Source organism: Nostoc sp. (assembly GCF_036917155.1).
In the GTDB taxonomy this organism is placed as follows: Bacteria; Cyanobacteriota; Cyanobacteriia; order Cyanobacteriales; family Nostocaceae; genus Nostoc.
The window spans coordinates 18783-44625 of record NZ_JBALDZ010000216.1 but is presented as its reverse complement, the minus strand read 5'-3'; the positions used below and the strand labels follow the sequence as shown (position 1 = coordinate 44625).

At 41.2% G+C, this 25843-nt stretch carries 20 protein-coding genes and 2 pseudogenes; 13 read left to right on the top strand and 9 right to left on the bottom strand.

The window, feature by feature from the left end; all coding sequences use genetic code 11:
• Nucleotides 1-14 precede the first annotated feature (14 nt).
• The 8 genes and pseudogenes from V7K67_RS28655 to V7K67_RS28620 all read left to right on the top strand — a co-directional run.
• Nucleotides 15-245: pseudogene (locus V7K67_RS28655) on the top strand (DJ-1/PfpI family protein); the annotation flags it as partial.
• Between the two features lie 30 nt (nt 246-275).
• On the top strand, nt 276-410 hold the full coding sequence (locus V7K67_RS28650) for a hypothetical protein (RefSeq protein ID WP_334730315.1): 135 nt from the start codon (nt 276-278) through the stop codon (nt 408-410).
• 79 nt (nt 411-489) lie between these two features.
• The gene (locus V7K67_RS28645; protein WP_335169428.1) at nt 490-1410 is read left to right on the top strand and encodes a histone deacetylase family protein; all 921 of its coding nucleotides are present in this window, start codon (nt 490-492) and stop codon (nt 1408-1410) included.
• Nucleotides 1411-2131: 721 nt separating this feature from the next.
• A complete protein-coding gene (locus V7K67_RS28640; protein WP_335169426.1) occupies nt 2132-3109 on the top strand; it encodes a formylglycine-generating enzyme family protein in 978 nt (325 codons plus the stop codon).
• Between the two features lie 174 nt (nt 3110-3283).
• Nucleotides 3284-5689, top strand: a complete 2406-nt coding sequence (locus V7K67_RS28635; protein WP_335169424.1) for a sulfatase-like hydrolase/transferase — start codon at nt 3284-3286, stop codon at nt 5687-5689.
• 95 nt (nt 5690-5784) lie between these two features.
• On the top strand, nt 5785-6660 hold the full coding sequence (locus V7K67_RS28630) for a bile acid:sodium symporter family protein (RefSeq protein WP_334730319.1): 876 nt from the start codon (nt 5785-5787) through the stop codon (nt 6658-6660).
• A 500-nt stretch (nt 6661-7160) separates the two neighbouring features.
• A complete protein-coding gene (locus V7K67_RS28625) occupies nt 7161-7298 on the top strand; it encodes a hypothetical protein (RefSeq protein WP_179064901.1) in 138 nt (45 codons plus the stop codon).
• 179 nt (nt 7299-7477) lie between these two features.
• Nucleotides 7478-7924 carry a tellurite resistance TerB family protein gene (locus V7K67_RS28620; protein WP_334730320.1) on the top strand — a complete coding sequence of 149 codons (447 nt, stop codon included), beginning with the start codon at nt 7478-7480 and terminating at the stop codon, nt 7922-7924.
• 322 nt (nt 7925-8246) lie between these two features.
• On the opposite strand, the gene V7K67_RS28615 is transcribed toward V7K67_RS28620, so the two are convergent.
• From V7K67_RS28615 to V7K67_RS28605, 3 genes are all read right to left on the bottom strand, one after another.
• The gene (locus V7K67_RS28615; RefSeq protein ID WP_335169421.1) at nt 8247-10466 is read right to left on the bottom strand and encodes an O-linked N-acetylglucosamine transferase, SPINDLY family protein; all 2220 of its coding nucleotides are present in this window, start codon (nt 10464-10466) and stop codon (nt 8247-8249) included.
• Between the two features lie 139 nt (nt 10467-10605).
• Nucleotides 10606-11160, bottom strand: a complete 555-nt coding sequence (locus V7K67_RS28610) for a type IV pilin-like G/H family protein (protein ID WP_334710142.1) — start codon at nt 11158-11160, stop codon at nt 10606-10608.
• A gap of 353 nt (nt 11161-11513) precedes the next feature.
• Nucleotides 11514-11750: a hypothetical protein gene (locus V7K67_RS28605; RefSeq protein ID WP_334730323.1), complete on the bottom strand. Its 237-nt coding sequence runs from the start codon at nt 11748-11750 to the stop codon at nt 11514-11516.
• Between the two features lie 245 nt (nt 11751-11995).
• Between V7K67_RS28605 and V7K67_RS28600 the strand changes: the two genes are divergently transcribed.
• Both V7K67_RS28600 and V7K67_RS28595 read left to right on the top strand, forming a co-directional pair.
• Nucleotides 11996-12124 carry a hypothetical protein gene (locus V7K67_RS28600; protein ID WP_335169419.1) on the top strand — a complete coding sequence of 43 codons (129 nt, stop codon included), beginning with the start codon at nt 11996-11998 and terminating at the stop codon, nt 12122-12124.
• Nucleotides 12094-12315 (top strand): annotated as a pseudogene (locus tag V7K67_RS28595) (IS4 family transposase); the annotation flags it as partial. The gene V7K67_RS28600 and the pseudogene V7K67_RS28595, both read left to right, overlap by 31 nt.
• 115 nt (nt 12316-12430) lie before the next feature.
• Here V7K67_RS28595 and lptC read toward each other — a convergent pair.
• From lptC to metG, 3 genes are all read right to left on the bottom strand, one after another.
• Nucleotides 12431-13639 carry an LPS export ABC transporter periplasmic protein LptC gene (gene lptC / locus V7K67_RS28590; RefSeq protein ID WP_334730325.1) on the bottom strand — a complete coding sequence of 403 codons (1209 nt, stop codon included), beginning with the start codon at nt 13637-13639 and terminating at the stop codon, nt 12431-12433.
• A complete protein-coding gene (locus V7K67_RS28585) occupies nt 13639-14268 on the bottom strand; it encodes a LabA-like NYN domain-containing protein (RefSeq protein WP_334710139.1) in 630 nt (209 codons plus the stop codon). The genes lptC and V7K67_RS28585 overlap by 1 nt, the downstream gene beginning before the upstream one ends.
• A gap of 166 nt (nt 14269-14434) precedes the next feature.
• Nucleotides 14435-16039: a methionine--tRNA ligase gene (gene metG, locus V7K67_RS28580; protein ID WP_335169417.1), complete on the bottom strand. Its 1605-nt coding sequence runs from the start codon at nt 16037-16039 to the stop codon at nt 14435-14437.
• A gap of 380 nt (nt 16040-16419) precedes the next feature.
• Here metG and V7K67_RS28575 point away from each other — a divergent pair, with 380 nt between their 5' ends.
• Complete coding sequence (locus V7K67_RS28575; protein WP_334730327.1) at nt 16420-17145, top strand: lysophospholipid acyltransferase family protein; 726 nt, start codon at nt 16420-16422, stop codon at nt 17143-17145.
• Between the two features lie 282 nt (nt 17146-17427).
• Nucleotides 17428-18255 carry an alpha/beta fold hydrolase gene (locus V7K67_RS28570; protein WP_334730328.1) on the top strand — a complete coding sequence of 276 codons (828 nt, stop codon included), beginning with the start codon at nt 17428-17430 and terminating at the stop codon, nt 18253-18255.
• Between the two features lie 235 nt (nt 18256-18490).
• Here the strand turns inward: V7K67_RS28570 and V7K67_RS28565 are convergent, their stop codons facing one another.
• From V7K67_RS28565 to V7K67_RS28555, 3 genes are all read right to left on the bottom strand, one after another.
• Entirely contained in the window at nt 18491-19609 is a 1119-nt protein-coding gene (locus V7K67_RS28565) for a substrate-binding domain-containing protein (RefSeq protein ID WP_335169414.1), read from the bottom strand.
• 10 nt (nt 19610-19619) lie between these two features.
• Entirely contained in the window at nt 19620-22970 is a 3351-nt protein-coding gene (locus V7K67_RS28560; protein ID WP_334730330.1) for a tubulin-like doman-containing protein, read from the bottom strand.
• A gap of 186 nt (nt 22971-23156) precedes the next feature.
• Nucleotides 23157-23255, bottom strand: coding sequence for a hypothetical protein (locus tag V7K67_RS28555; protein ID WP_335169452.1), 99 nt, complete (start codon nt 23253-23255; stop codon nt 23157-23159).
• 1386 nt (nt 23256-24641) lie between these two features.
• On the opposite strand from V7K67_RS28555, the gene V7K67_RS28550 reads away from it, so the two are divergent.
• Nucleotides 24642-25808: an EcsC family protein gene (locus V7K67_RS28550; protein ID WP_334730360.1), complete on the top strand. Its 1167-nt coding sequence runs from the start codon at nt 24642-24644 to the stop codon at nt 25806-25808.
• Nucleotides 25809-25843 lie beyond the last annotated feature (35 nt).

The following is a 25843-nucleotide window of genomic DNA, read 5'->3' as shown; positions in this document are numbered from 1 at the left end:
TAGTTACAAACTGTTTTAGCATTCCTTATAATGGACTAAAACAAGCAGGAATGGAGGTAGTAGTCCTCGGTTCCCGAATGAATGAAAAATATAAGGGTAAACGTGGCAAACTTAGTATCCAAGCCGATGGTACTACAACGGAAGCGATCGCAGCCGAATATGAGGCAATAGTGATTCCGGGCGGTATGGCTCCCGATAAAATGCGACGGAACCCTAATACAGTAAGCATATTGCCAATCAGTATGCCAAGGTGAAAACTGCCTTGACAGGAAGTGATGACCGAACAAGGCAAAAGAAAGAAAAAGGATTTATTGAAATCCGAACAGCGATTAGTAGAGTTGTATCGGGCACGGATAACCGCTCAGATTCAGCCTCCCAAGCCGACTACAGGGGCAGCTGTATCAGCGTAACAAACCAGCTAAGGAAAAACTGTTTGTACCAGCAAGGATACAATAACTTCAGTGTCCCTGCTGCCAAATTTTTTGTTCTATGCTGCCAGTCATCTATTCTGACGAATTTTTAGATCACAAGACTGGAAAATACCATCCTGAAAAACCAGAACGCTTGATAGCGATCGCAAATGCTCTCAAAGCAGCTACATTTGCAGATAAAATCACCTGGCGATCGCCTACACCAGCATCCGAACAGCCTTCACTGATGTCTTCTTTGGTTAGAGTCCATAGTCCAGCCTACATTAAAAAACTTTGGGAAATCGCCTCTAGTGGCGGCGGTCCTTTAGATGGAGATACGCCAGTTTCCCCGCGCAGTTATGATGTGGCATTGTTGGCAGTCAGTGCATGGTTGGATGGAGTTGAGGCTGTGTTAAAGTCGGCTAATCCAGCTTTTGTACTAGCACGTCCCCCAGGACATCACGCAGAAAGTGATGTGGGGATGGGCTTTTGCCTATTTTCTAATGCTGCGATCGCCGCTTTATTTGCCCTTGAACAACCCGGAGTTAACCGTGTCGCCATCCTTGATTGGGATGTACATCACGGTAATGGTACTCAGTCCATTGTAGAAATTTATCCCCAAATTGCTTATTGTTCGTTACATCAGTATCCCTGTTATCCCGGTACTGGGAGAGCTACAGAACAGGGCTTTCACAATAATGTCCTCAACTTGCCTATACCCCCAGGTAGCGATATTACAGCATATCAGCCACTATTTGAAAACAAGGTAGTACCATTTTTAGCCAACTTTCAGCCAGATTTACTAATTGTCAGTGCTGGTTACGATGCTAATGCGGAAGATCCTTTAGCAAGTATAAATTTGCAGCCAGAAGACTACGCTTTATTTACTAATTATTGTTTGGGGCTAACTCGTAAAATTCTGTTTGGCTTAGAAGGTGGTTACGACTTTGATACTCTTTCTCAATCAGTTGTAGCAACGATTGAACGTTGTTTGGTCTAGGCTTTCTCGTCTCGGTGCTGAGTTTCGAGCCAGCGATCGCCCTACAATCCTAAGGCGTGCGTCTCTTTTCTACAAAACGAGACGCTGCTTCGTGTTCGGAGAAGTTCAGATTCTTGTAAAATGCTTTGGTCAGAAAAAGTTCTTGACTTATCTTTTGATAAGATGTAATTTATCAATATTCAGACATAACTACGGTAAATGTATAAATTTACAGTAGTTTTTAATAAAACCAATGTTTTTATATATAAATTATGCAAATAGTCAAGCAAAAAAGTGAGTAATTACTTTTTATTTTAACGTTAGTAAATTTAAGCTTTTAATCAGTAGAGAAATTATCGAACAGAATTCAGGAGTCAGGAGTCAGAATTCAGAATGAATTCTGTACGACTGGCGGATGAATAATCGGGTTTAAGACCCCCACTAAATTGAAAATTTAGTGGTCTTCAATTCCTGCGCGGTCTGAATCCCCGACTGATTGATTCTGACTCCTGAATTCAGAATAGCTGAATTCTTCTTCAATACAAACTTTATAGAAAAATTTTTAATCAGATAAATCTGAGGTTTCAAGTTGTTGATGTTGAATTCAGTACAAACTTTTCCCCAATTTATCAAAGTTGGTGAGAATTCTATATCTTGTTTATGAACTGCAACCGCCCAATCTAGGGGGGTAATTTCCAAAATGTCAAAGTCAGGGAAAAATTGTTATTTTTTCAGTTTTTTAATGTTACTGTTTGTCTTATCGATCAACTCCGTTGCATTTGCGGCCACGGTTGACAGCACACAAATCAACTGTCCTCAAGAGATGGTGCTGATTCCCGAAGGCAGTTTCAAAATAGGGTCAGATAATTCTAGTTTTGTCGAAGAGCGATCGGCAGAGAGTGTAACAGTTACTTCCTTCTGCATTGACAAATATGAAGTTACAAACGCTCAGTTTGCTGAGTTTGTCCAAGCGACTGGATATGTGACAGTTGCAGAACGTCCTTTATCTAAAGAAGAGTTTCCCGATCTACCTGATGAGCAGCGATCGCCTGGTTCCCTCGTATTCCAGATCGCAAAGCCAGGTGAGAGCTTTTTGAGTTGGTGGCATTGGACAACCGAAGCGAATTGGCAACATCCCTTTGGTCCCGATAGTGCGTTGGCGCAGCCCGCCGCAGGCATCGCTGCAAAAGAAAATCACCCAGTTGTTCACATTGCCTACGAAGATGCGATCGCTTACGCCAAATGGGCAGAAAAATCATTACCCACAGAAACTCAGTGGGAATACGCCGCTCGTGGTGGATTAGACAACACAACCTACACCTGGGGAAATCAGTATTCTGAGAAAAAAGCTAACACCTGGCAAGGAATATTCCCTTTTTTCAACACCACAGGTGATGGTTATATGGGCACAGCTCCAGTCGGCTCCTTTCCACCCAATGGTTATGGTCTTTACGACATGGCTGGTAACGTCTGGGAATTGACCCTTGACTGGTTTGCTTTAGGACATGACAGCAAAACTCATAGTATGAACCCCACAGGACCAAAGGAGAGTTTTGACCCCAACAAACCCACAGAGATTGCCCTACACGTAATTAAAGGAGGCTCTTATTTGTGTGCGCCCAACTATTGCAGCCGCTTCCGCCCAGCAGCACGCGAGTCTCAAGCCCCCGACACCGGAACAACCCACATCGGCTTTCGCTTGGTGAAGAACTTGAAGTGAGTCGAAGGGATTGGGGATTGGGGATTGGGCAGAAAAGCCAGAGGGGCGAAGGGGAAAGACTTACTCCAACTTCCCATCTACTCCCCGTGCTTTCCTCAGTCCCTATTGCCTATTCCCCATTCCCCAGTCCCCAGTCCCCATTCCCCATTCCTAATGATTCAAAGGATTAAATACATGTCACGTTTACTTTGGCGATCGCTTGCCCTCTCTTTCCTCATTGTCTTGTTTACATTCACTGGCCCTGCCGTAGCAGCCACATCAAAGGTTCTGCCAATTCCTGAAGAGTCGTTCAAAGGCAAAATCGGTATCACCTACAAAGATTCAAAACCGGATTTTCCGTCATCAATCACTGCTCCGGCACAAGCTCCCAATGTGCTGCTAATACTGCTGGATGATGTGGGCTTTGGACAAGCAAGTACCTTTGGTGGCCCAGTTGAAACTCCTAATTTGACTCGCTTGGCCGAAAGAGGATTACGCTATAACCAATTCCACACTACAGCCCTCTGTTCACCGACACGGGCAGCATTGTTAACTGGGCGGAATCATCACTCAGTAAGTACAGGTGTAGTCACAGAGTTAGCTACAGGTTATCCAGGTTACACGGCGATTTTGCCTCAGAGTGCTGCCACTGTGGCAGAAGTGCTGCGTCAAAATGGCTATAACACGGCTGCTTTCGGTAAATGGCACAACACGCCAGACTATGAAACCAGTGCCGCCGGCCCTTTTGACCGCTGGCCGACAAGGTTAGGATTTGAGTATTTTTACGGTTTCTTGGGTGGTGATACTAATCAGTGGTCTCCGGCTCTGGTAGAAAATACCAAGCGAGTGGACAAACCTAGCGATAACCCAGATTATCACTTGACCCCGGACTTAGTAGACCATGCGATCGCCTGGATTCGCTCTCAACAATCTATTGCTCCTGACAAACCTTTCTTTACTTATCTTGCTACTGGTGCCACCCACGCACCCCACCACGCGCCCAAAGCCTGGATTGATAAATATCAAGGTAAGTTTAACCAAGGGTGGGATAAATTGCGGGAAGAAACCTTTGCTCGTCAGAAACAACTGGGTGTGATTCCAGAAAATGCTCAGTTAACTCCCCGTCCGAAAGAACTACCAGCTTGGGATTCCCTATCGGCAGAACAGCAGAAACTCTATAGCCACATGGTAGAAGTGTTTGCCGGATTTTTGGCACATACAGACTATGAAGTGGGACGGTTGATTGATGGCATAGCTCAACTTGGTGAACTAGATAACACCTTAGTAATTTACATAGTCGGGGACAACGGTGCCAGTGCCGAAGGTGGTTTAACAGGTAGTGTCAATGAGTTAAAAGTCTTCAATGGCGTACCCGAAAACCCAGAACAACTACTAGCCTCAATTGATGAATTGGGAAGTCCTAAGACATTCAATCATTTTCCTGCGGGTTGGGCATGGGCGGTGAATACTCCCTTCCAATGGACAAAACAAATCGCCTCTCACTTTGGTGGGACTCGGAATCCTTTAGTAATTTCTTGGGGCGATGCCTCCGGCGGGCTTCGCCAACGCATCAAAGATCAAGGAGGACTCCGCAGCCAATTCCATCATGTAATTGATATTACACCCACCATTTTAGAAGCTACTGGAATTACTGCCCCGACTAAAGTTAATGGAGTTAAACAACAACCGATTGAAGGTACTAGCCTCGCCTATACCTTTGATGATGCCGATGCTCCTTCCCATCGTAAAACTCAGTATTTCGAGATGCTGGGTAATCGAGCCATTTACGATCAAGGCTGGATTGCGGCGGCTCGTCATCCTCGTTTGCCTTGGCAAGCTACTGTCAAAGCTGACTTTGATCAAGATCCGTGGGAACTATACAATATTGAGAAAGATTTCAGCGAAGCGAACAACTTAGCCGATCAAAATCCCAAAAAGCTGCAAAAACTCCAGAAGTTGTTTTTATCTGAAGCCAAGAAATACCAAGTATTACCATTAGACGATCGCGCCTTTGAACGGTTTGATATCCAACTCCGCCCCAGCTTACTCACAGGACGCACCAGCTTTACTTACTATCCGGGCACATTCGGAATTCCAGAAGGTAGTGCCCCAAACATCAAAAATCGCTCCTTCAGCATCACTGCGAATGTAGATATTCCCGAAAGCGGTGCAGAAGGCATTCTATTGACACAGGGCGGACGCTTTTCTGGTTGGAGTTTCTTCCTTGAGGATGGCAAACCGACTTATGCCTACAATTTCGTCAATGCCGAACGCTACATTATTCAATCTACAGAAACAGTACCCACAGGTAAATCTACACTGCGATTTGATTTTGACTACGACGGTGGGACTCTTGGTACTGGTGGAACTGGCAAACTATTCATCAACGACAAACAGGTAGCCGAGGGTCGAATTGCCAAAACTATCGCTTTTCGTTGGGCCCTTGACGAAACCTTTGATGTCGGTCGAGATACAGGTACACCTGTAGTTGAAACCTACAAAGTCCCCTTTGCATTCACAGGCAACTTACAGCAAGTCACTCTTGATATCAAGTCAGCACAACCTCAAATAGAACAGAACTTAGGGATTTCCAAGAAATAATCTTGTGGGGTGGGCAATATGAGCGCCTTTGGTTACTGGGCGCTCATATTGCCCACCCCACAATAAATAATTGGATATTTTTTTAATCAAAAATCATGAGCGATATCTTTCCACTAATCGACAAGCTAGCATTTCTCACATTTATTGTTGCCACCATGCTGGGTACTGGTTTACGTCTAACCGTACAGCAGATTTGGGAACCACTCCGCAATATTCGTTTAATCGTCTTATCTTTGGTAGCAAATTTTGTTTTAGTACCGCTTTTTGTGTATCTGCTGTTGCAAATAGTGCCTCTGAGTGAACCAATCAAAGATGGTTTCATCATCATGGCAATAGCAGCAGGCCCTCCAGCTTTACCCAAACTTGCCCAAATAGTCAAAGGTAATGTGGCTTTCTCTACAGGACTGATGATGTTGCTGATGTTCGGCACAATTATATACATGCCGATCGCACTGCCCTTAGTTTTGCAAGGAGTACAAGTTAACTCTTGGGACATTGCCAAACCCTTGCTGTTTTTGATGTTAAGCCCATTAGCCATAGGGTTATTTATCAAAGCCAAGTTTGCTGCGATCGCCTCTAGCTTCCAGCCGATTGTGTCGAAAATATCTAGTGCTGGATTATTTTTAGGTCTAGTAGTGAGGCTGGCGGTACATTTCTACGAAATTATCACTTTATTGCAAACAGGTGCAATCCTGGTTTGTGCGGTTTTCATTGTATTCTCCTTTTCCGTAGGTTATCTTTTGGGCGGCCCTGGTATCGATACCCAACGAGTACTAGGAGTCGGAACCGCCCAACGTAATTTTGCCGCAGCATTATTAGTGGGTACGAGCAATTTCGACGATCCCAACGTCGTGAGCGTCATTATGGTGACGAGTTTACTAATGTTGGTCATAGTTCTCATCGCCGGACAAAAGTTTACAGAAATTCAAGAAGAAAAGATTATAGAAATAGACCAGATAAAAGTTTCGTAAATTGGGGACTGGGGATTGGGGACTGGGGACAGGGGATTGGGGATGGGGGATGGGGGATTGGGGACTGGGGATTGGGGATTGGGGATGGGGGACTGGGGACTAGGGACTAGGGAAAGCATGGGGGCTAGAGGGGAAGTTGGAGTAAGTCTTTCCCCTGCACTCCTCCGGCTCTTGTGCCCAGTCCCTAATTCCCAATACTTCGGCTCACTTTCCTACGGGACGCTACGCGTAGCTTGCTTCCCCGGAGGGGTACGACTGCGCTCAGGGTAAGTCCCCAGTCCCCCCAATCCCCAATCCCCAGTCCCCAGTCCCCAATCCCCAGTCCCCAGTCCCCAGTCCCCTACTTCATCAAATCTTCAGAAAGAAAAATTTTAAGCAGTGTTCTGAAAGAGCTAAAGTTTTGTTAAGATGCAATTGCTAGCAGTTTCTCAGCGAAATACACCTATCAGGGTGTGGAGAAATAAAAAGTACTAGCAGCACAAAGTTCAAAAGGTGAAGCAATGACCACCTATATTTTTTTCGATGAAGCCCTGCGGATACTGACAAATGCCTATTTGATATCAATAGTGCTGTTAATAGCAGCTTCTAGTATAGGTTTGGCGGTAATTGAGACAATAGAAAAGACAGGAGAACGCTAAAGTTTACAAATGGCAATGTAGTTCCTGCCAAAAAACCATTGGGTGCAAGTGTTCGCCTTGAATGAATCCTGGGAACACTAAGACATGAAAGTCTCATAGCGTTACAGTCTTACCTGTAAATCTACCAAACACACAGGTAGCTATAGCGCTATTGGGACTCTAACCAAGGAGCTACTACAATGGGTCTATTCGACGCTGTGTTGGGCACAGAAAGCCAAACCCAAGCAGCACTCAATCCAGCGGAAGCCTTTGCAGTCATTATATTGACGGCAACAGCTTCAGACGGTTATCTTTCTGTTGAGCAAGCAAATTCTATCATTTCTGTGTTGTCCCAGATGAAACTTTTTAAAAGTTATCCCCATGAGATGATGGACAGGCTGTTTGACAAAATCTTGGGCATTCTCCAGGGTGATGGCTTTAATGCTTTGTTTAATGCAGCAAAAGATTCTCTATCTCAAGACTTGCGGGAAGCAGCCTTTGCAGTAGCGACTGATTTAGTCCTAGCTGAAGGTATTGTACTTGAAGAAGAAAAAAACTTTTTAAATGATCTATATCAAGCTTTAGGGGTTTCTAGTGAGATAGCAATACAAATTGTGCAAGTAATCTTGATTAAAAATCGCGCATAGGGTGTGGAAGATAACTTGTTATGCCTATTGTGCCTACCTGATTAAACTGTATGAGTAGCTTATAAACAAAGTATGGCAAGGAAGTTCAGCTTCTTTGCCACTATTTTTGCTGTTCAAGATTATTTATCAAGAAGAACTCAGAAGTCAAGTCGCTTTGCTCCAATTAAAAATTAAAAATTATTAATTAAAAATTGCAAGATGCTCTCTACGTTCGCGCAGCGTGTCGCAGACAGACGCTGCGCGTAGCTTGCTTCTCTGTAAGGTTACATGGATAGAGTATTCTGAATTCTGAATTCTGAATTCTGACTCCTGAACTACGAGCTTATTTTTTCTCAATATACCTCTGCCACATTTGCTGATAAGCCTTCTCCATCTCACGAGTAAACTGCTTACCATTCCAAAGGGGTGCTGTTTGTCGAGATGCTTTCAGTTTCAAAACTACCTGCTGGCGTAAAGCTTCATCTTTACCCAAGCGCACACCCCACTCTACATATTCTTCATCTGTCCAAGCGATACCTTCTGTCACACCTGCATTCATCATCATGGTGTAGCTATTACGCGCTGCAAACTGTTCACCGACTCTTGTCACTAAAGGGATACCCATCCAGAGGGTTTCTAGGGTTGTCGTAGCTCCGTTGTAGGGAAATGTATCTAATACAATATCAGCAATGGCTAAATTAGCACGATGAACCGACTCTGAATGAACTATTGGTAAAAATCGTAATCGAGAACAATCCACACCCTCTTCTTCGGCAATTTGGTAAAAGAAGCGTTTAATTGTTTCCTCTTCAGCAAGTCCTTTAATCAAAAAGTAGCTATTAGGTACTTGTTTAATAATTTGCATTTGCCATTTTGTCGTTTCTGGATGGCGTTTATATCCTCTTTGGGCGCTGAGATATACAATGGCATCCATAGGAATATCCAAGTCATCACGGCGGAGAGTTGGTACACCCACTTCAAAGCCATCTACTGCTATGTAAGTTTGCGGTAATCGCCAGATTTTTTCTGTATAGTAATTTTGGGCATCATCTGGCAATACATAAGGGTCTGCGATAAAGTAATCAATTGCAGGTATACCTGATGCATCCCACCCCAGCCAAGTAACTTGAATTGGGGCTGGCTTGAGTGCCATCACTTGACTAGTAATATCTAGAGTGATGCTATCAAGATCAACTAAAATATCAATTTCATCTTGATATATCTGGTCAGCAATTTCTATCCCATTCATACCTAATTGGTGAGCTTTCCCTCCTTGATTTAGATACCACTCTTGGAGATAGTCATTTACTAATGTATAGTTAACAAAATAAGTATGAATATCAAATTTATCTCGATCATGATGCTGAAATAACCAGCGAGCTAGCCAACCAACAGAATGATTCCTTAAAGCGTAAGATACATAACCAATTTTTAATTTTCTCGGATGGTATGCGAAAGATTGATGATTAATAATTCGATAAACATAATTTCTTCCTTCTGATTGGGCAAAAGATTGGATATAATTAGTAAAAATCTCAGCGACATTATTATGAATAGCTCGGAAATTAGCAGGAGAATCTTTAATGTGAGGTATCGCAAAAGATGGCGTAAGTAACCGTAATATTCTTCCTTCTTCTAAAGGAATTCGTTGAGCTTTAATAAACTCTTTATATACAGTTTCCAATTCTTGACAAGTTGTACATATCTCTTGCCAATATCCCCCTGCTGACATTAGACCCCTTAACAACAAATGGAGTGCAAAAATTTTATCAGCCAAGCCTTCTGATAGCGAATAACACAATCTAGCTGTCTCTATTCCTTGAGAATAATGACGAGCATCTTGATAAAAAATCGCTAAGTGCCGCAAAATTTCTACATTATTTGGCTCCAATCGTAGATGCAATTCTAACAAAGATGCTGCTAGTAAAGGCTGCCGCAAAGTATGACCGATTTTGATAGCAGCAGGAAGCACCATAGAGAAGCATTGATGAGGATCAGAGAAATAAGGAAGACTAGCTTCTATTAAATTTAGATTAATTGGATGTAAGTGAATAGTATTTAAAACTTCTTTGATAAGTTGGAATAATAGTTCAGTATTAATTTCTATATTTTCTTTTGCGTTTAAGCTTTCAATTAATCCCCACCCATTCAAATTATCCAGTTGTTCAAATTTTTGCAACTTGATAGAAAGTATAATAATTTGAAGCAAATTATTTATATTACTAGGATTAATTTCCCGTAGATGCTGGCGAATTAACCAAGCTAGAGAATATTCTGCCAGTGTTTCACGTCTTTTAGCTTCTATTTGCAAAACTTGAAATAATTCATTTGTCCAAATTTTTAACTTTTCTTCATCTGCCTCTGTCATTGGCAGCATCCAAGTCATTTGAGCTTCTGCTTCTTGCCCTTGTAATAGCAATAGTAATCCTAAGTACCAATAATAAGAAATAGCGTTTGGTTCTATTGCTATTGCTTGTTCATATAACTCTGCTGCTTGCGAATATTTTTCTTGAATGAAGTATTGTTCAGCCTGATCTTGCCAATTATAGATGTCAGTAATCATTATAATTTTCTTAGAAAATTTTATGAGGAATATACTTGTGAATGACTTACATAACGGAAATAAAGTGGATAGAAGCATCTACCCACTTTAGAAAATATCTAACTTAGAGACAATTTATATACTGTTTATCCTTGGTTGGTTACTTAGCCAAGGAGACGAAACTGGTGGGACAACTAGGCGCTCCAGCAGTATAGGCAATGGTAGCGCTAGTTGCATTTACACCAGCGTTAACCATAGCGTTGCTAGCTTCACACAAAGCAGCTACGGTAGTAGCTTCACTGGTAGCTTGTTGGGTTGTCACCTCTACAATACCAACATAGCTTTTGAGAGGTGCAGTAGCAAGTATTACTTCTGCTAAGTTGCTTACTACACTATTGCCCGTCAGTATGGCAGCCGAGTATTGGTAATTTACGGTTTGTGTTGCAATACCAAGACCTAAACTACCAATTGTACTTGAAAACGCAGTATTTTCTAGGTAATAAGCTTGTTGAGCGCGGTTCATGGAACCTACGTAGGTTTTCGCTTCTGACTGCTTGGCTTTGTTAGCTTGGTTCAAGAAAGAAGGTAGAGCGATCGCCGACAAAATCCCGATGATGATAATTACTACTAATAATTCAATAAGTGTGAAACCTTCGTTTTCCTTCTTTTTGTCGAGGATATGTTGGATAAACTTTGCTTTCAATTCGGTTTTCATAAGTGTTTTCCCTGGTGTAGGAAGTGGTTGTGTGTTCTAGATGTAACTTACCCACTAGCGATCGCTTTCCTATCACCTTCAGAAAAAAAGTTTGGTGAAATATGCTTACATAATCCCAAATCCTTGCATTTAAAAGTCCCTAGTACAAGAAGGCAAAAGTAAAAAGGCAACAGTAAAAAGAAAGAATGCTTATTTTGTAAGCTTTCTGGCTATTTTAAATGGGTAGTTTATTTACGCCGTGTTGTACTAGTACAAGAAGGCAAAAGTAAAAAGGCAAAAGTAAAAAGAAAGAATGCTTATTTTGTAAGCTTTCTGGCTATTTTAAATGGGTGGTTTATTTACGCCGTGTTGTACTAGTCTACACTAGGGGCTAGATTCTCAATGTCAGGCGATCGCAGGTTTCTTTTTTCCGAGTCGTCCTCTTCTATATTCGGTAGGATAAACCCTGCACCAGAACCATTTATACGCCATAGTTTGCGCGGTATTACCCAAATATTCAAGAAGGTACTCAACTGAGCGCCAATTTCCTCTGATTCGTAATCTGATGCTTCCGTAACTATAATTTCCCCTCTATCAGATCCATCTACCATTCTGGATGCTTGGTTTGTAGCTGCTCCAAGTCTGTAACCCGCATTTCTCACAAGCTTGAAATGCAGGGGAGCAGGGGAGCAGGGGAGCAGGGGAGAGTTCAATGTGCCTTGTTCTTTCCCCTCTGCCCCTCTGCCCATTGGTGACAAGTTAAGGAAAAGGGGAAATTGTCAAGGGTGGTATTTGCAGAGGTCAAAAATAGTGGGAAACTGAATCTGGACAAGTAATTGAGCGATTGAGTCCAGCCATGACCACCAGCCGAAAAACCAATAGAGACCACGCCAAAAAGAAACACAGACCAATGGTGGAAGATGAAGTAATAGCCGAGCAACTAGAAAGATTACGTTTTATCACTTTAACTTTTGGCATCAATTAATCGAGAAAAAAGTGGACTTTATTACGAGAATAAAAAAAGGAGCAGCAATCAAGGTAGAACAGGTATTTACAGATAGTTATGGAGTAAGGGACAGAAAGATAAGTCTGGGTTCTGGCACAAATAAGACTCCATTTATTACCTTGCGTTTGATTAAAGTACGGTCAGGAAAAACATGGCATTCTTACTTAACCATTTCCAGCCTCAGGCTGGAAACGAGGTTTTAAAGGAGTTTCAGCTTAACTTGACACCAATACCAATGGACTTCCTCATCTCCCCTACTCCCTATTCCCCACTCCCCTAACTCGACTACCGACGATTGGCTCTTTCTTGGGGAATAATCTCCGTGACTACCCTACCGCCAGAACTACCGCCTTTGACAACAATATTTTCTGTTTGCAGATTACCAAGGGCTGTTTCACCGACAAAATTTAACGGTGGGTCAACTTGTCGATAAATCACATTTCCTTCAGCTTCAACTAACTTATTGTCTAAATACCAAGTTAATGTATTGGACTTCAAAGACTGGCGACGTTGACCAACGGCGTTGACATTTCCTGTTAAATAAACGGTTTTTTGTGGTATTTTCATTTCACCTTGATTAGCTGTCACTGTGACATTTTCGGCACGTTGGAACATTCGCGTGGGCGAGTTTGTGGTGACAGTTTCTGCATTCATGTTCCAGATCATAGAGTTACTAGCTATTTGCATTGGTGGGTCTAGTAAATCTAGTTGAGCATTTTGTTTGACAGTGGCAATTTTTGTTTTTAAGTTGACTTCGGCAGAATTTCCCTTGCCGCGATCGCTAATTTTATTATCTTTGTAGCGGTCAATTTGGACGGGGCGATCGCTAATCAGTTTTTCTTCTTTAATATTCCAAATTAAATGTTCGGTTCTAACCTGCATTTGGGGATCGGTGGAATTGGCTATTACCCCTCCAGAAAATTCCATGCGCTGTTCGCGGGTTTTAACTCGCGCTTCCTGTGCTACTGCTTGTAGTTGTTTATGAGTACCATTAATCTGGTTGCGGACAATTAACAAATCTTCTTGAGGACGCCATTCTAATTCATTGCCTTGCAACACAATCCCATTATTAGGATCTGTGGCAAATATCTTACCCTTAAGAAACAACTGCTTCCCATCTTGTGCAATGTCTGCTACATCTGCCTTGATTTTGTAAACTACTTTGCCATCTTGGTATAGTTCACCATAAGGACTTTCCGCCTGACCAATTTCTTTTTCTTTGGTATATTTTGCCCGTGTAGCCCTGACTTTCCAAATCGGTCGTCCGACTTCATCTGCTTGTTCTAGGGTGACACCAAAGAAAGTTAAATCGCTATCTGAATTAGATGAAGCCTCAGTATTTTGTTGAGAAGCTGGGGGAGATTTGCCCCCACAAGCAACTAAACCAAATACCAAGAAAAAAGTCAAAGGTAAAACAAGAAAGGAGGGAGCGGAGGAGATATCTTGAATTTTTCTCTCTTCCTTTTTCCCCCTTTTATGAAACTTATACGCCATTATTCTTGGATTTCTAAATGTCCATCACTAGTTCTAGTGTCTTCCAAAAAGCCGATCCCAGATAAGGGGCGGTATGGATAGCTTTGGCGAGGGGTTTTTTGAATATCCTCTTTGATGGCTTCTAAATCAATGTAGCGATCGCTAACATTAATTAAGCTGTCGCTGGTCATGGAACGCAAGCTGACTACTTCTACCCGCACGCCACGATAGCTGACTGAATTGACTGCATAAGCCAAATCCCCATCACCGCTAACTAAAACTGCGGTATCATAAGAATCTACTAGTGCCATCATGTCTACCGCTATTTCTACATCCAGGTTAGCTTTTTTAGAGCCATCTGGTAGCTGGACTAAATCTTTAGCAATGACTCGATAGCCATTGCGACGCATCCACAGCAGAAACCCCTGTTGCTTCTCGTTTGTCCGGTCTACGCCTGTGTAGAAAAAAGAACGCAGTAGTCTAGAACCTCCCGTTAATCGACATAATAGCTTGGTGTAGTCGATTTCAATCCCTAGTTGCAGTGCAGCGTAAAATAAATTTGAGCCATCAATAAATATGGCAACCCTACCCCGATTCTCCAAAACCTGTTCTGGCGTAAAGATTGAATCGTTTTCCAAATTATTCAACATCGTTGTGATACCTCAATTTTTATCCCTGTTATTTTTGATACAAATTACCAACTTTTAGATGCTAGTCACAGCGGCTTATGATAATGTTCCGCAGCTGATTTAAATTCAGCCACGATAAATTTTGTGAGAAAATAAGAGATTGAACAAAATCAGAGTTTGATAAGGACTAATCGTTTTTCGGGGTTTCTATTCGCTGAAAAACCGGTTGGTGTCTACCCAAAGGTTGTTTACTAGATAATATTCCCCATGTAGCATGGATGGTAAAAGGAGCGGTAACTGAACTTTGTTTTTGATCGTTAAAATTTATTCCAAAACCTAGCTGCTGATAAATATCGCTACTGATGTTCGGAATAATTGGGGATAGCAGATAAGCTGCTAGTCTAACTGATTCTAAAACTGCGTAGAGAACCTTTTCCACCGATTCCTGCTGTCCCTGTTTATATAATGACCAAGGAGCTTGTTCATCAATAAACTTATTACTGGCTTGTGCCAGTGAAAGGATAGCCTCACAAGCTTGGCTAAAAGCTAGCTCCTGGTATGCCTGTTTCACCTGTTCCCCTAGACGTAAACCAATTGCTTTCAAAGGATTTTCGTCAGGAATTCCTTCATTGCCGATTGATGGGACATTATTCTCAGCACAGTATTTCTTCACCATGCTCAACGTACGATTGAGCAAATTACCTAGATCATTTGCCAAATCTGCATTCAGAACATTAATGAACCTAACTTCATTAAAATCTCCATCCTTGCCAAATTCGATTTCCTTAAGGAAGTAATAACGAACGGCATCACTACCATAGCGTTTAACTAACGCAACAGGATCAAGGGTGTTACCCAGACTTTTGCCCATCTTTAGACCATCTTTGGTCAAAAAGCCATGCCCAAATACTCGCCCCGGCAAGGGTAAGCCAGCCGACAACAGCATTGCTGGCCAGTAAACTGCATGGAAGCGGAGAATATCTTTACCAATTAGGTGCAAATTAATCGGCCACCATGTTTTTAAAGCATTTTCTAAAGTCGGTTCTGCGTCTGGTTCTAGTAATGCTGTGACATAACCTAGCAGCGCGTCAAACCAGACATAAAGGGTGTGCTTGGGATCAACTGGTACGGGAAAACCCCAATCTAGATTTACCCGCGAAATTGAAAAGTCTTGTAGCCCTTGATTAACAAAGCTGAGGACTTCGTTACGCCGACTTTCTGGTTGAATAAAATCCGGTGTAGATTGATAAAATTCTGTGAGCTTATTTTGATATTTGGATAAGCGGAAAAAATAGTTTTGCTCGTCTCGCCACTCCACTTCTTTGTTAGTATGAATTGGGCAACGGTGTCCTTCTAACAGATCCCGTTCTTCTTTGAATTCTTCGCAGGATACGCAGTACCAGCCTTGTTGTTGTCCCTGGTAAATATCACCAGATTTCCAGATTCGCTCAAAGAATTCTTTCACGATCGCTTGATGACGAGGTGCAGTAGTCCGACTAAAGCGATCGTATTGAATGTCTAGTAACTGCCATAAACTCACGAAGCTAGGAACAATTTCATCACAAAACTCTTGTGGTGCTTTGCCTAAACTTTCTGCTGATCGCTGAATTTTTTGCCCATGCTCATCTGTACCTGTAATTAGTAATACCTGATTTCCCAGTAGTCTCTGAAATCGCGCCACTACATCGGCTGCGATCGTAGTGTAAGCACTACCTATATGGGGTACATCATTTACATAATATAGAGGTGTGGTCAGCGCAAATGTGTTTGTTGTTTTATTCACTAGATTCATACAAAATAAAAATTAACTTATTAAAACGTTTTACATTTTAGCTTTTGGTGGCAAAACCACGCCATTATACAATATTATTCCTATTTTCTCCAATAACATCTTTATACTAGCAAATTTATCAGGTCAAGAATTGTTTTGTAATAGACATCAATTAAACTCATTTTTACCTAAAAAATGGAAATTAACTAATCATAACTTTTATGAATAGTTTCTATTAGATATTCTTGTGATCAAGAATACATAATTGAGAACGCAGAAAATCTCGTTGCTTTTGTCGATTAGATATTTCTATCTTAAGACGGTCATGGCAATAGTAAAGAAATGTAAAAATTAAATTAAGATAAACCGCCATATTTACCAGAAAAATATATTGATTAGGTATGAATCGAAATAGCCCCCTAGAGATTTCTCGCGCTTTGGTGGCGGCACTTTCAACGCAAATGTTTCGCTATTATGAGGATCGCATTCCCCAGGATGCTAGCGTGTTGGTAGTCAGCAATCATCGCAGCTTTATGGATGCACTGATTTTAATGGCAGCGTTATCGAGTCCGATTCGCTTTGCTTGCCATCACTATATGGGACAAGTGCCAGTCATGCGGGAGATTGTCACCGGTCAATTGGGGTGTTTTCCCTTGGAGGAGACTCAAAACCGCTTGCAAAGCTTTTTTTCGCAGTCGCAGGTGCTATTGCAGTCCAAGCAGATGGTGGGAGTGTTTCCAGAAGGAACTGAACCAATGGTGAAATTTACTCAACCAAACCATCTGGGTGAGTTTCAACGGGGATTTGCTCATTTGGCATTACGAGCTGATGTACAGGATTTAGCTATTTTACCGATCGCGATCGCCTCTTTAGAAGAAGTCAACACTTCCGGCTTCCCCTTAAAGCTTTTGAGTGTATTTGACCCTTCAGAACCCTTATTTAACCAAGGTGGTTGGCATCCTTTGGTAATTTATCGCCGGGTTGCGGTGTTAATCGGTCGTCCTTATTGGATTACGCCCCAATATCATCAAAAATATCATGGCAAACAAGCTAGAACTGTTGTGGCTGAACTGACAGAACACTGTCATAGTGAAATTAGCGATTTACTGCGTCAAGGTTGCTATTAGAGCCATTCGATTTTGGATTTTGGATTTTGGATTGTGCCCACGACTTTTAGTCTCTTGCTCTCAAAGGATTATTTGTTTTTGGTCAAAAACACCGAACTTCACTCAAAAGCAACAATCAATAGTCCAAAAGTTTTATACCATTGACCAATAGACATCTCCGAAAAACAATGTAGAGACGTAGCAGTGCTACGTCTCTACAAGGGTTATGGGTAAAGCATATTTAATTTCTGGAGATGTCTAATGACTAATGACTAATGACCAATGACCAATGACTAATGACCAATGACTATTTCTGAAGTTGAGCTAAAGCCTTGTTTTCTGACTCCTGAACGAGTACAGCCAGAGTATCCGCTGTTGGTATATTTACCAGGAATGGATGGAACAGGTCAACTATTGCGATCGCAAACCGCTGGATTAGAAGCTGGCTTTGATGTCCGCTCTTTGGCGATCCCCCGGAAAGACCTTAACACTTGGGATATGCTAACGAAGAGTGTATTGGACTTGATCGACACCGAATTAGAAAAAAGCTCTCAGAGGCCAGTTTACCTGTGTGGTGAGTCCTTTGGTGGTTGCTTGGCAATGAAAGTAGCAATCCAAGCACCTCATTTATTTAAACGAATCATTTTAATTAACCCAGCTTCATCCTTTCATCTCCGCCCTTGGTTAAGTTGGGCATCCCAACTAACTTACTTAGTACCATCAGGATTGTATGATGTTGGCGCACTGGGATTATTACCCTTTTTAGCATCTTTGCCACGCATTTCTCGCAGCGATCGCCACGATTTGCTGAAAACTATGCGTTCTGTCCCAGCTGAAACGGTTCTTTGGCGGTTGTCTTTACTACGAGAGTTTCATCTTGATGAGGAACAGTTAGGTAATTTGACTCAACCAGTTTTGTTAATTGCCGGTGGTAGCGATCGCCTTTTGCCTTCTGTAACTGAAGTGAAGCGGATAGGGAACATCTTACCAAATAATAAGATTGTGGTGTTGCCCCATTGTGGACACGCTTGCCTGCTAGAGCAAGATACTAATCTCTATGAAATTCTTCAGGATAATGAATTTTTAGAAAATAAAGCTGATATAGGTGCGGGGCTAGAGGTGAAAGGATAGGGTTATAGACGAATGGCACTAAGTTAAGTTGAAGAGTAAGCAGCGTAAGGATTGCAGAGGGGCAGAGGTGCAGAGGGGAATTTCTAAATATTTGTTCGTATACCTTAAACTTCTTCTTTCTCCCCTGCTCCTCCGCACAAGAGCACCCCTTCTGCCTCAACGATTTTCCCTTTTCTTAGTGCCATTCGGTTATAGACCAATATTTAGTTGTAGACGCGGTTTCTAACCGCCGATTTCACTTCAAAGGGATGAAATTTGATTGCTGTGCAATTTGTTGTCCTTGAGGAGATAATGCTAAGTCTACAAACTGTTTGATAGCAGGACTATTCTGTTTACGAATTGCTAAGTAAACATTGCGACTAATGGGGTATTTGCCATCTTGAATTGCAGTTTTGTTCACAGGCGAAACCCCATTAAGCGGTACAACTCTTACCAGTTGTTGGTTTTCAACCTGGGAAACCGTAGCATAGCTAATTCCATCGTTCCCTAGTAACCGAAGTATTTCCGTGGTTTCATCATTAGGAAATGTAATGAAATTAGCACTGTCAACTGCGAAAGGCTGACCTAATAATACAACACTCTCGAAAAAGTCTCTAGTACCACTACTAGCCGCACGATTAATTACTTTGATCGGAGCATTTACACCACCAACTTGTAACCAATTAGTAATTTTACCTTGATAGATTTGACGTAATTGCTCTTGAGTAAGACTGCCTTTAAAAGGATTATTAACACCTACTACAATTGCTACTGCGTCACGAGCGATCGCCACTACTTGAATTCCGGCTTGTGCTTCTTTTGGCTTTAAAGGACGGGAAGTTGCTGCCATAATTACAGAGTTGTTCATTAAGGCTTCAAGACCTTTAGTTGAGCCTTTTGGAAAACCATCAGGTTGTCCATAAATAGTAGGAATATTAGGATTAATTTGAGCATAAGCATTACGCAACTTCTGCATTAAAGCAACCATAGTTGTACTACCGTCCATAGTTAGTACACTTGGATTAGGTAATGATGTATCAATAGGTGCAGCAGTAGGTTCAATACTACTTGTAGGAGTAGATTGAGGTTCCTGAACAGGGGTAAGCTGATTAGTTATTGCCTGTGGTTTAGAAGGCTCTGAAACCGGAGGATTAGTTACAGTAGTAGATACTTGAGGAGTTTTAGGCATTAGTTTAAAAGCAAAATATCCACCTGCTGCAACTATCAGTCCCGCCAAAGCCACAAAAACAAACGGAGGAACTGATGCTTTTTTCAATGGGTTGCCACAAATCTCACATTTACGAGCAGTTGAAGCATTCTGATCGTGCCCACACTTAGAACATTTAACATTGTTATAACTATAGTTTTGAGTCATAAATACCTCTTTAATTTTGATGATTATTCAATACATTAGATTCTGATTTAATACTGGCTTCAATCTTGGCAACTTGTTCATTACTTAATCCTAATTCCTCTTGGAGATCAAGTAAATGTGCTTGCTCCTCTAAGTCTATTTCATTATCATTTTCTAAAAAAGCTTGATACATTAAACTATATTCCTGAATCGCATTTCCTATATCTTTTTTAGGAGTAGATTCAGCAATAATTTGCTCGGCAATGGTTTGAGAAATATTATATTTCTGACGAAATTTCTCCACAAGCTGCAATTCTGTAGCAGAAGGGCTACCGTTCTTATAACAAGTCACAACTAGCTTTCTAAACTTTTCTAGGTTTTCGTTATTTTGGGGGGTGGCTGAAGTTGTGTTAGGTTCAGTTACTACTGATGAATTCACTGATGGAGAAATAATCATCAGATTATATTGCTTGATATATTCCTCAAGCGCTGCTTCTCCCTTATGATAATCAGGATTATCTTTACCACCAATAAACGTATTTTCTATTTCCTTCAAACAACCGATTAACTTTTGATATAACTGCTGCTTTTGGGGTTTAGTCGTGGCATTTTCGCCAATTTTTTTCAGAGAATCAGCTAAAATATCTCTTACTTTCCGATTTTGATCATTTAAAAGGTTTTCCTCAGCTTTTTGCCAACTTTCCCCTAACACTTGTACTTTATCAATACCTGTTTGTTTATCCTGATAGGAAAAACGGATTTCATCAAATCCTGTAACTTTGTTTTCATGTTGGATTATTAATCCTAATGCTTTGGCTAAAAGCAGATTTTGCTTAACTTGTACCTCTTCTTGACTTGAGGGCATAATGTCTTGAAACTGACGGTAATCTTGATGAGTATGCAAAGGATTTTTATCAGCTTGGGAAATAGTTCGATAAATAACTCGCATCTTCTCCATCCCTTCAATTAATCGCAAGGGAAAAGCGCCAACTTCTTGAACAAAGAAAATATGATGGGGATCGTTTAGAGGTCTAATATCTTTATCAGTAAGAGTACTAGACTTACGAATTTGAGGTAAAATCGCAGCAACAGCTACATCAGTCGGCTTATTCCCGCCTTGAATCCCAATTAGAGTTTGACGTTTTTCTATCTTATTCTCCCATCCCAGGTTTACTTGCTCTTGGCTAAAGCGCAAGAAGGGTTCACTTTTTTCAAAGGTAGTTTTAATTTGAGCTTCTTGCTGTTCTAACGTCGGATACTGTTCTAAAAATTTTCGAGCCGTCGAAACTTGTAATTGTGATTTATCAATAAACTCATCAACAGAACGATTTAAAAGTCTTTCAAATAAATCTTTGATTCGGAGTGTATCAAAAGAATATAAGTCAAATAGATGTATTCCTAAATCGTCTAGAATATCTTGAGAAACCGTCGGAAATATCGTCTCTGTTTTTCCTTCTAAAACTTGATTAAATACTTGATCTACATCTTTAGGGTTATAAAGCAAGATTCCATTAACAGTTAATGTTCCTGTCTCCCCTATGTAAGTTTGCTCTCGTTCACTCAGTTGAGTTTGAAGAGTTTCTAGAACTTGATCAAAAGCAGTTAAATCTATAATTAAGCTATTAATTTCCTCCTTGAGAGCATCTAATAATAAAACTCCTAAAGTCCGAGATTTTACTTCGACTTTAGAAGTGTATATCGATTGAAGTGCTTGCATAATTCCATTGAAGTCTTCTTCAATCACTGTCTTTTTATTCAGTGGATTAAACTGTTTAGCATGATTGTCTATTTGTTTCAGTAGAACTTGTAATGCATTAGCAGCAGACTGTTCTTTAGGAAGAAAAGTTTTTTGTCTTTCCTGATCAAATTGACTACGGTAATTATTAAATACTTCTAACAGAACTTCTAAAAATTGACGAACAAATTTAGGGCCTCGGAAACGGTCTTCAATCATCTGATGGACAATCTGGCGAAGTTCTTGCCGCTTTTGAGTTTTTAGCTGATTCAGATTGTCCCACATTTTTTGAAAGTAATCACTCCAACGCCTGGGATCGGTATCACCATCATTAAAGTGAGGGCTATATTTTTCTTGCTCAACCGAGACAAAACGTTGTAGATTCTCAAAGGGAATATTTAAATCGTTACGACGTTTGCGTAAAATAGCTACCCAATCAGCGACTTCCTTGGTGTAGGGTTTCATGTTATTCCCTAGACTAATGCTATCAAGAAGTTGGTGCTGGCTGTCTGATTCTGATAGATTAAGACTAGGTAGAATTTCTGTTTGAATTAAATCCCGCATAGCTCCTGGGGCTGGTGTAGGATTTTCCCACCATCTGACAACACGCTTTGCTAAACGAGATGCACAAGCTTGAAGTACTCTTTGAATCGGAAACTGAATACTAGCTAATCCGAAAGCGATAAAACTCTGGGGATAACCAAGAGAGTCAGGACTTGCCCATTGTTTACGGATATTATCTCGGACTAATTTTTTGTACTGGCTAAATCCTGAACTAAAATCTAAAAATACATTTTGAGCCACCATTTCCAATACGGAATTTAAACTAGGCAGGGTGACTTTATCATTACTATTACCAACAAGATAACAGAAGTTAAATGGTACATCCCGGCTACTTTGAGAGGTGATTCGATCTGATGCGTTACTACTATATTGGCATTCAAAACGAGTATCATTACGAGAATAATGGTTCAGTTCCATTAAAGCAGCATAGGCGTTTGCAATGACGCGATCGCCTAATCCTGAAAATGCTCCAGGCAACACTAAATAAGCTGATGTTTGGGGCATGGCTGAAGGAGGAACCCAATCACGCAAGTTATAAGCTAGATCAAGCACCATTCCTGAACCAGTACCACCTGATAGGGAACAAACAATAAAAATGTTCACTCCTTTATCAAGCTGTAATCCGAGTTTATCTAACAAAAATTTCTCATGCCCAACAATTCTTCCTAAAGCATTGTCGAAACTATTTTTGATACTTTGATAATTAACAGAAAAGGCGAATTTTCCCAAGGAGCGAATTTGCCCGGCTCCTGCCAAAATCGAATCTGTGCCTCTTAAATGGCTGGGGAACCATTCTGCTAAATAATCATAAGAAGAAAGTTGATTAAGCATTGCCTTGGCATTCTCTACCTTAGCCCAGACTTGCTCAGAAGGTCTAAGAGAAATATTTTGCTTAAGAACAGTTTGCGGTTCTGAAACTTTGGCATTCTGCTCTGTATCTATATGTAAAAAAGACACAATAGGCAAAGCATCTAAAGAGCCATAAGACTCCACAATCATCCGACGAATTTTGATTAATATTTCTTTTCCAGTTCCACCTAGTCCTATGACTACAGTCGGTGTCATGCCTATATAATCTGCCATAATCTTTAATTAGTAATAATTGGTTGTTATCTCAGCAATTAATAGCCTGATTTTGCTAGCTGTATTGTTTTTCCTTTAAGTTGCACAAAAGTAGTATTTTATTGAACTAATCTGGCAAATACTTCGCCAACAAATCCTGCCATTGACTATCCATTTTCTCCAACATCTCCTCAACTTTTCACATCGCTAGGGGCGAGGGCTTAGAGCTTCCGTTTCCCGACGGTTAATTGTGGTACGAGTAACACTTAGATTGGCTGCAAACTGTTCTTGCCTTAGCCCACTCAAAAGCCGTAGATCATGAATGATTTGCCCTGCCTCTGGCTGATTGATAGCCAAAGTTTTTTTAATAGCTTAGTTTATTATTTCAGTTTTCAGCCACTCCTGATAACCACAAACAAGCAAACGCTGTTGGGAGCATCTCAATGAGTGCAAATGTACCTGACGATTAGAAATCGCGGCTACACAAACTTTCGTCCGCCTGCGCGGACTCAAAAAATTGGAAACCCAGGTCAGTGGGTAAAGTCTCCTATAGCCGCGTTCGCCCTTGGCGTGCCGGAGGCATCATCTAGATATATTTTTACTTTGTCAATAGCTTCAGCCTTTGGCATATAAGTTGTTCTAATACGATACACATCATTTAGAACAACGCCATAATGCTTTAGGCTCTTCATTACATATTGTCTCTAAATAAGCTTAAAACCCTTGCTGGGCAATAATAACAACCGTTAGTCTTAGGATTTGAGGCAAGATTTCTGAAATTGAAACTATAACTCCCTGTAAGGCTTGATTTTAAAGGGAAGTGACGGACTTTAATTAAAAGTCCAGCATAATACGTACTAAACCCGCATTTCTCACAAGTTTGAAATGCTGATGGGCAGAGGGGCGGAGGGGCGGAGGGGCGGAGGGGCGGAGGGGAAAGAACAAGGCACATTGAACTCTCCTCTGCTCCCCTGCTCCCCTGCTCCCCTGCTCCCCTGCACAGGCTTTGAGCATTGGTGAGAAATCCGGGTAAAGAGCCATGCTTTATTGTGTAGTGACATACGACTTCTGCTCTAGTAGGCTGTAAGTCTAAGAGGTTGTTTGAAAAGTCTAATTTGTTACTAGCCCTAGCGACTAGAAGTCGCGGCTACACAGACAAAACCTGCCTCCGCAGGTTAAAAACCCTTGATTTTGATTAGTCCACCTCCGTGGACTTCATTTGTGTAGTAGCGAATTATATTCGCCCAAAACTTTTCAAACATCCTCTAAGCTCTACTTTATCCATTTTTTTCGCAACGCGATCGCTATCGCTGAAACCTATGTGGGACAGTAGTTTTATTTTTTGAACTTTATCTATGCTCTGTGACGTAGAAAAAGTATTTGCCAAAAAGCCACGATTTTTGCCAGATAAAGAAACCGAGTTCTTAATTTTGGATAAAGTCGAGCTAAGGCTATAGCCGAGGGATTATCAGGTATTGAGCCTTCAGAAACAAACGCAAACATAGTGCCCGTCTCTAGATTGACCATTTAAACGCCACACTCAACGCGATCATTGTATGGGAATAAGGTGACTTTCTGTAAAAACGTGACAGGAATTATTGATCTATAACTTGTACTTGTTGGGAGATGTCAAGCCACTCCGACTTTCGCTACAAGTTAAAAAAGAGAGGCTTTAGAGGATGGTGTCAAGCAATGGTAGACAAACCCCAAGAAATAGACGTGAATAAATTAGTTAATTCACCCAGAGAAACTTCAGAAGTAGGAATCCAGGCTCAATCATCAGTAGAAAATGAACCGTCTACATTAGAGTCTTTTATTCAAACTATTGCTCAGACTGGCCAAGCAATTTTAGGCACAGCAGTATTAGTGGGAGAAGCTACAGCCAAAGAAACACACAAGTTTATTGAGCAAACAACTCAAACTAGCGGTAAGTTTGTGAATCGCCTCAGCGAAAATTGGCTGATTAGAAAACTATCTGGAGTGTTAAATCTAAATTGGCTAATTGGTGCTGCTAGCGTTGTTGATTTGGAAAAAGCAGAAGCGGCGGTAAACAAGCTCAAGCAAAAGTATCCCAATGAATCACCCAGCCAGATAGCTCACCGAATCATGGTGGAAAAAGCAACTCAAGCAGCCACAGTTGGACTAGCCACTAGTATTTTGCCAGGAATAGCAGTGGCATTGTTGGCAATTGATTTAACAGCGACAACAAAATTACAGTCAGAAATGCTTTATCAAATTGCATCTGTCTACGGGCTAGATTTAAAAGATCCTGCTCGTAAAGGTGAAGTTTTGGCAATTTTTGGTTTGGCCTTAGGTGGAGAGCGTCTTTTGAAAGCTGCGGGATTAGGCTTGTTGCGAAATGTGCCCTTAGCGGGTGCGGTAATTGGAGCTAGTTCAAATGCAACGATGATCTATTCATTGGGTTATGCTGCTTGTCGATTTTACGAAACCAAACTGGATGAATCAACATCTCTGACATCGCCTCAGACATTGGCAACATTAAAAGCCGAAAGTGAAAAATATCTAGAAAGTGCGATCGCTCAACAAGCCATCATGGATCAAATCTTAGTTCATATAATCCTTGCTAGTCATCCAGAAAAGACTTGGCAAGAAATTTTGCCAGAATTACAAACTCTAAACCTTAGTCCTACCTCGTTGGATGCCATTGCCCAAAATATCAAATCGCCCAAGCCTTTAGATGTACTACTCAATCAACTGAATCGTGATTTTGCCATACCCTTATTGGCTCAGTGTTACAAAATTGCCCAGTTTGACAATCAGACTACACCAGGTGAGCAAGAAATAATCGAAGCGATCGCCAACAAATTTGACATTGACACAAATAAAATTGGGGGATAGGGCATTGGGCATGGTTATTCTCCTTGTCCCCGTGT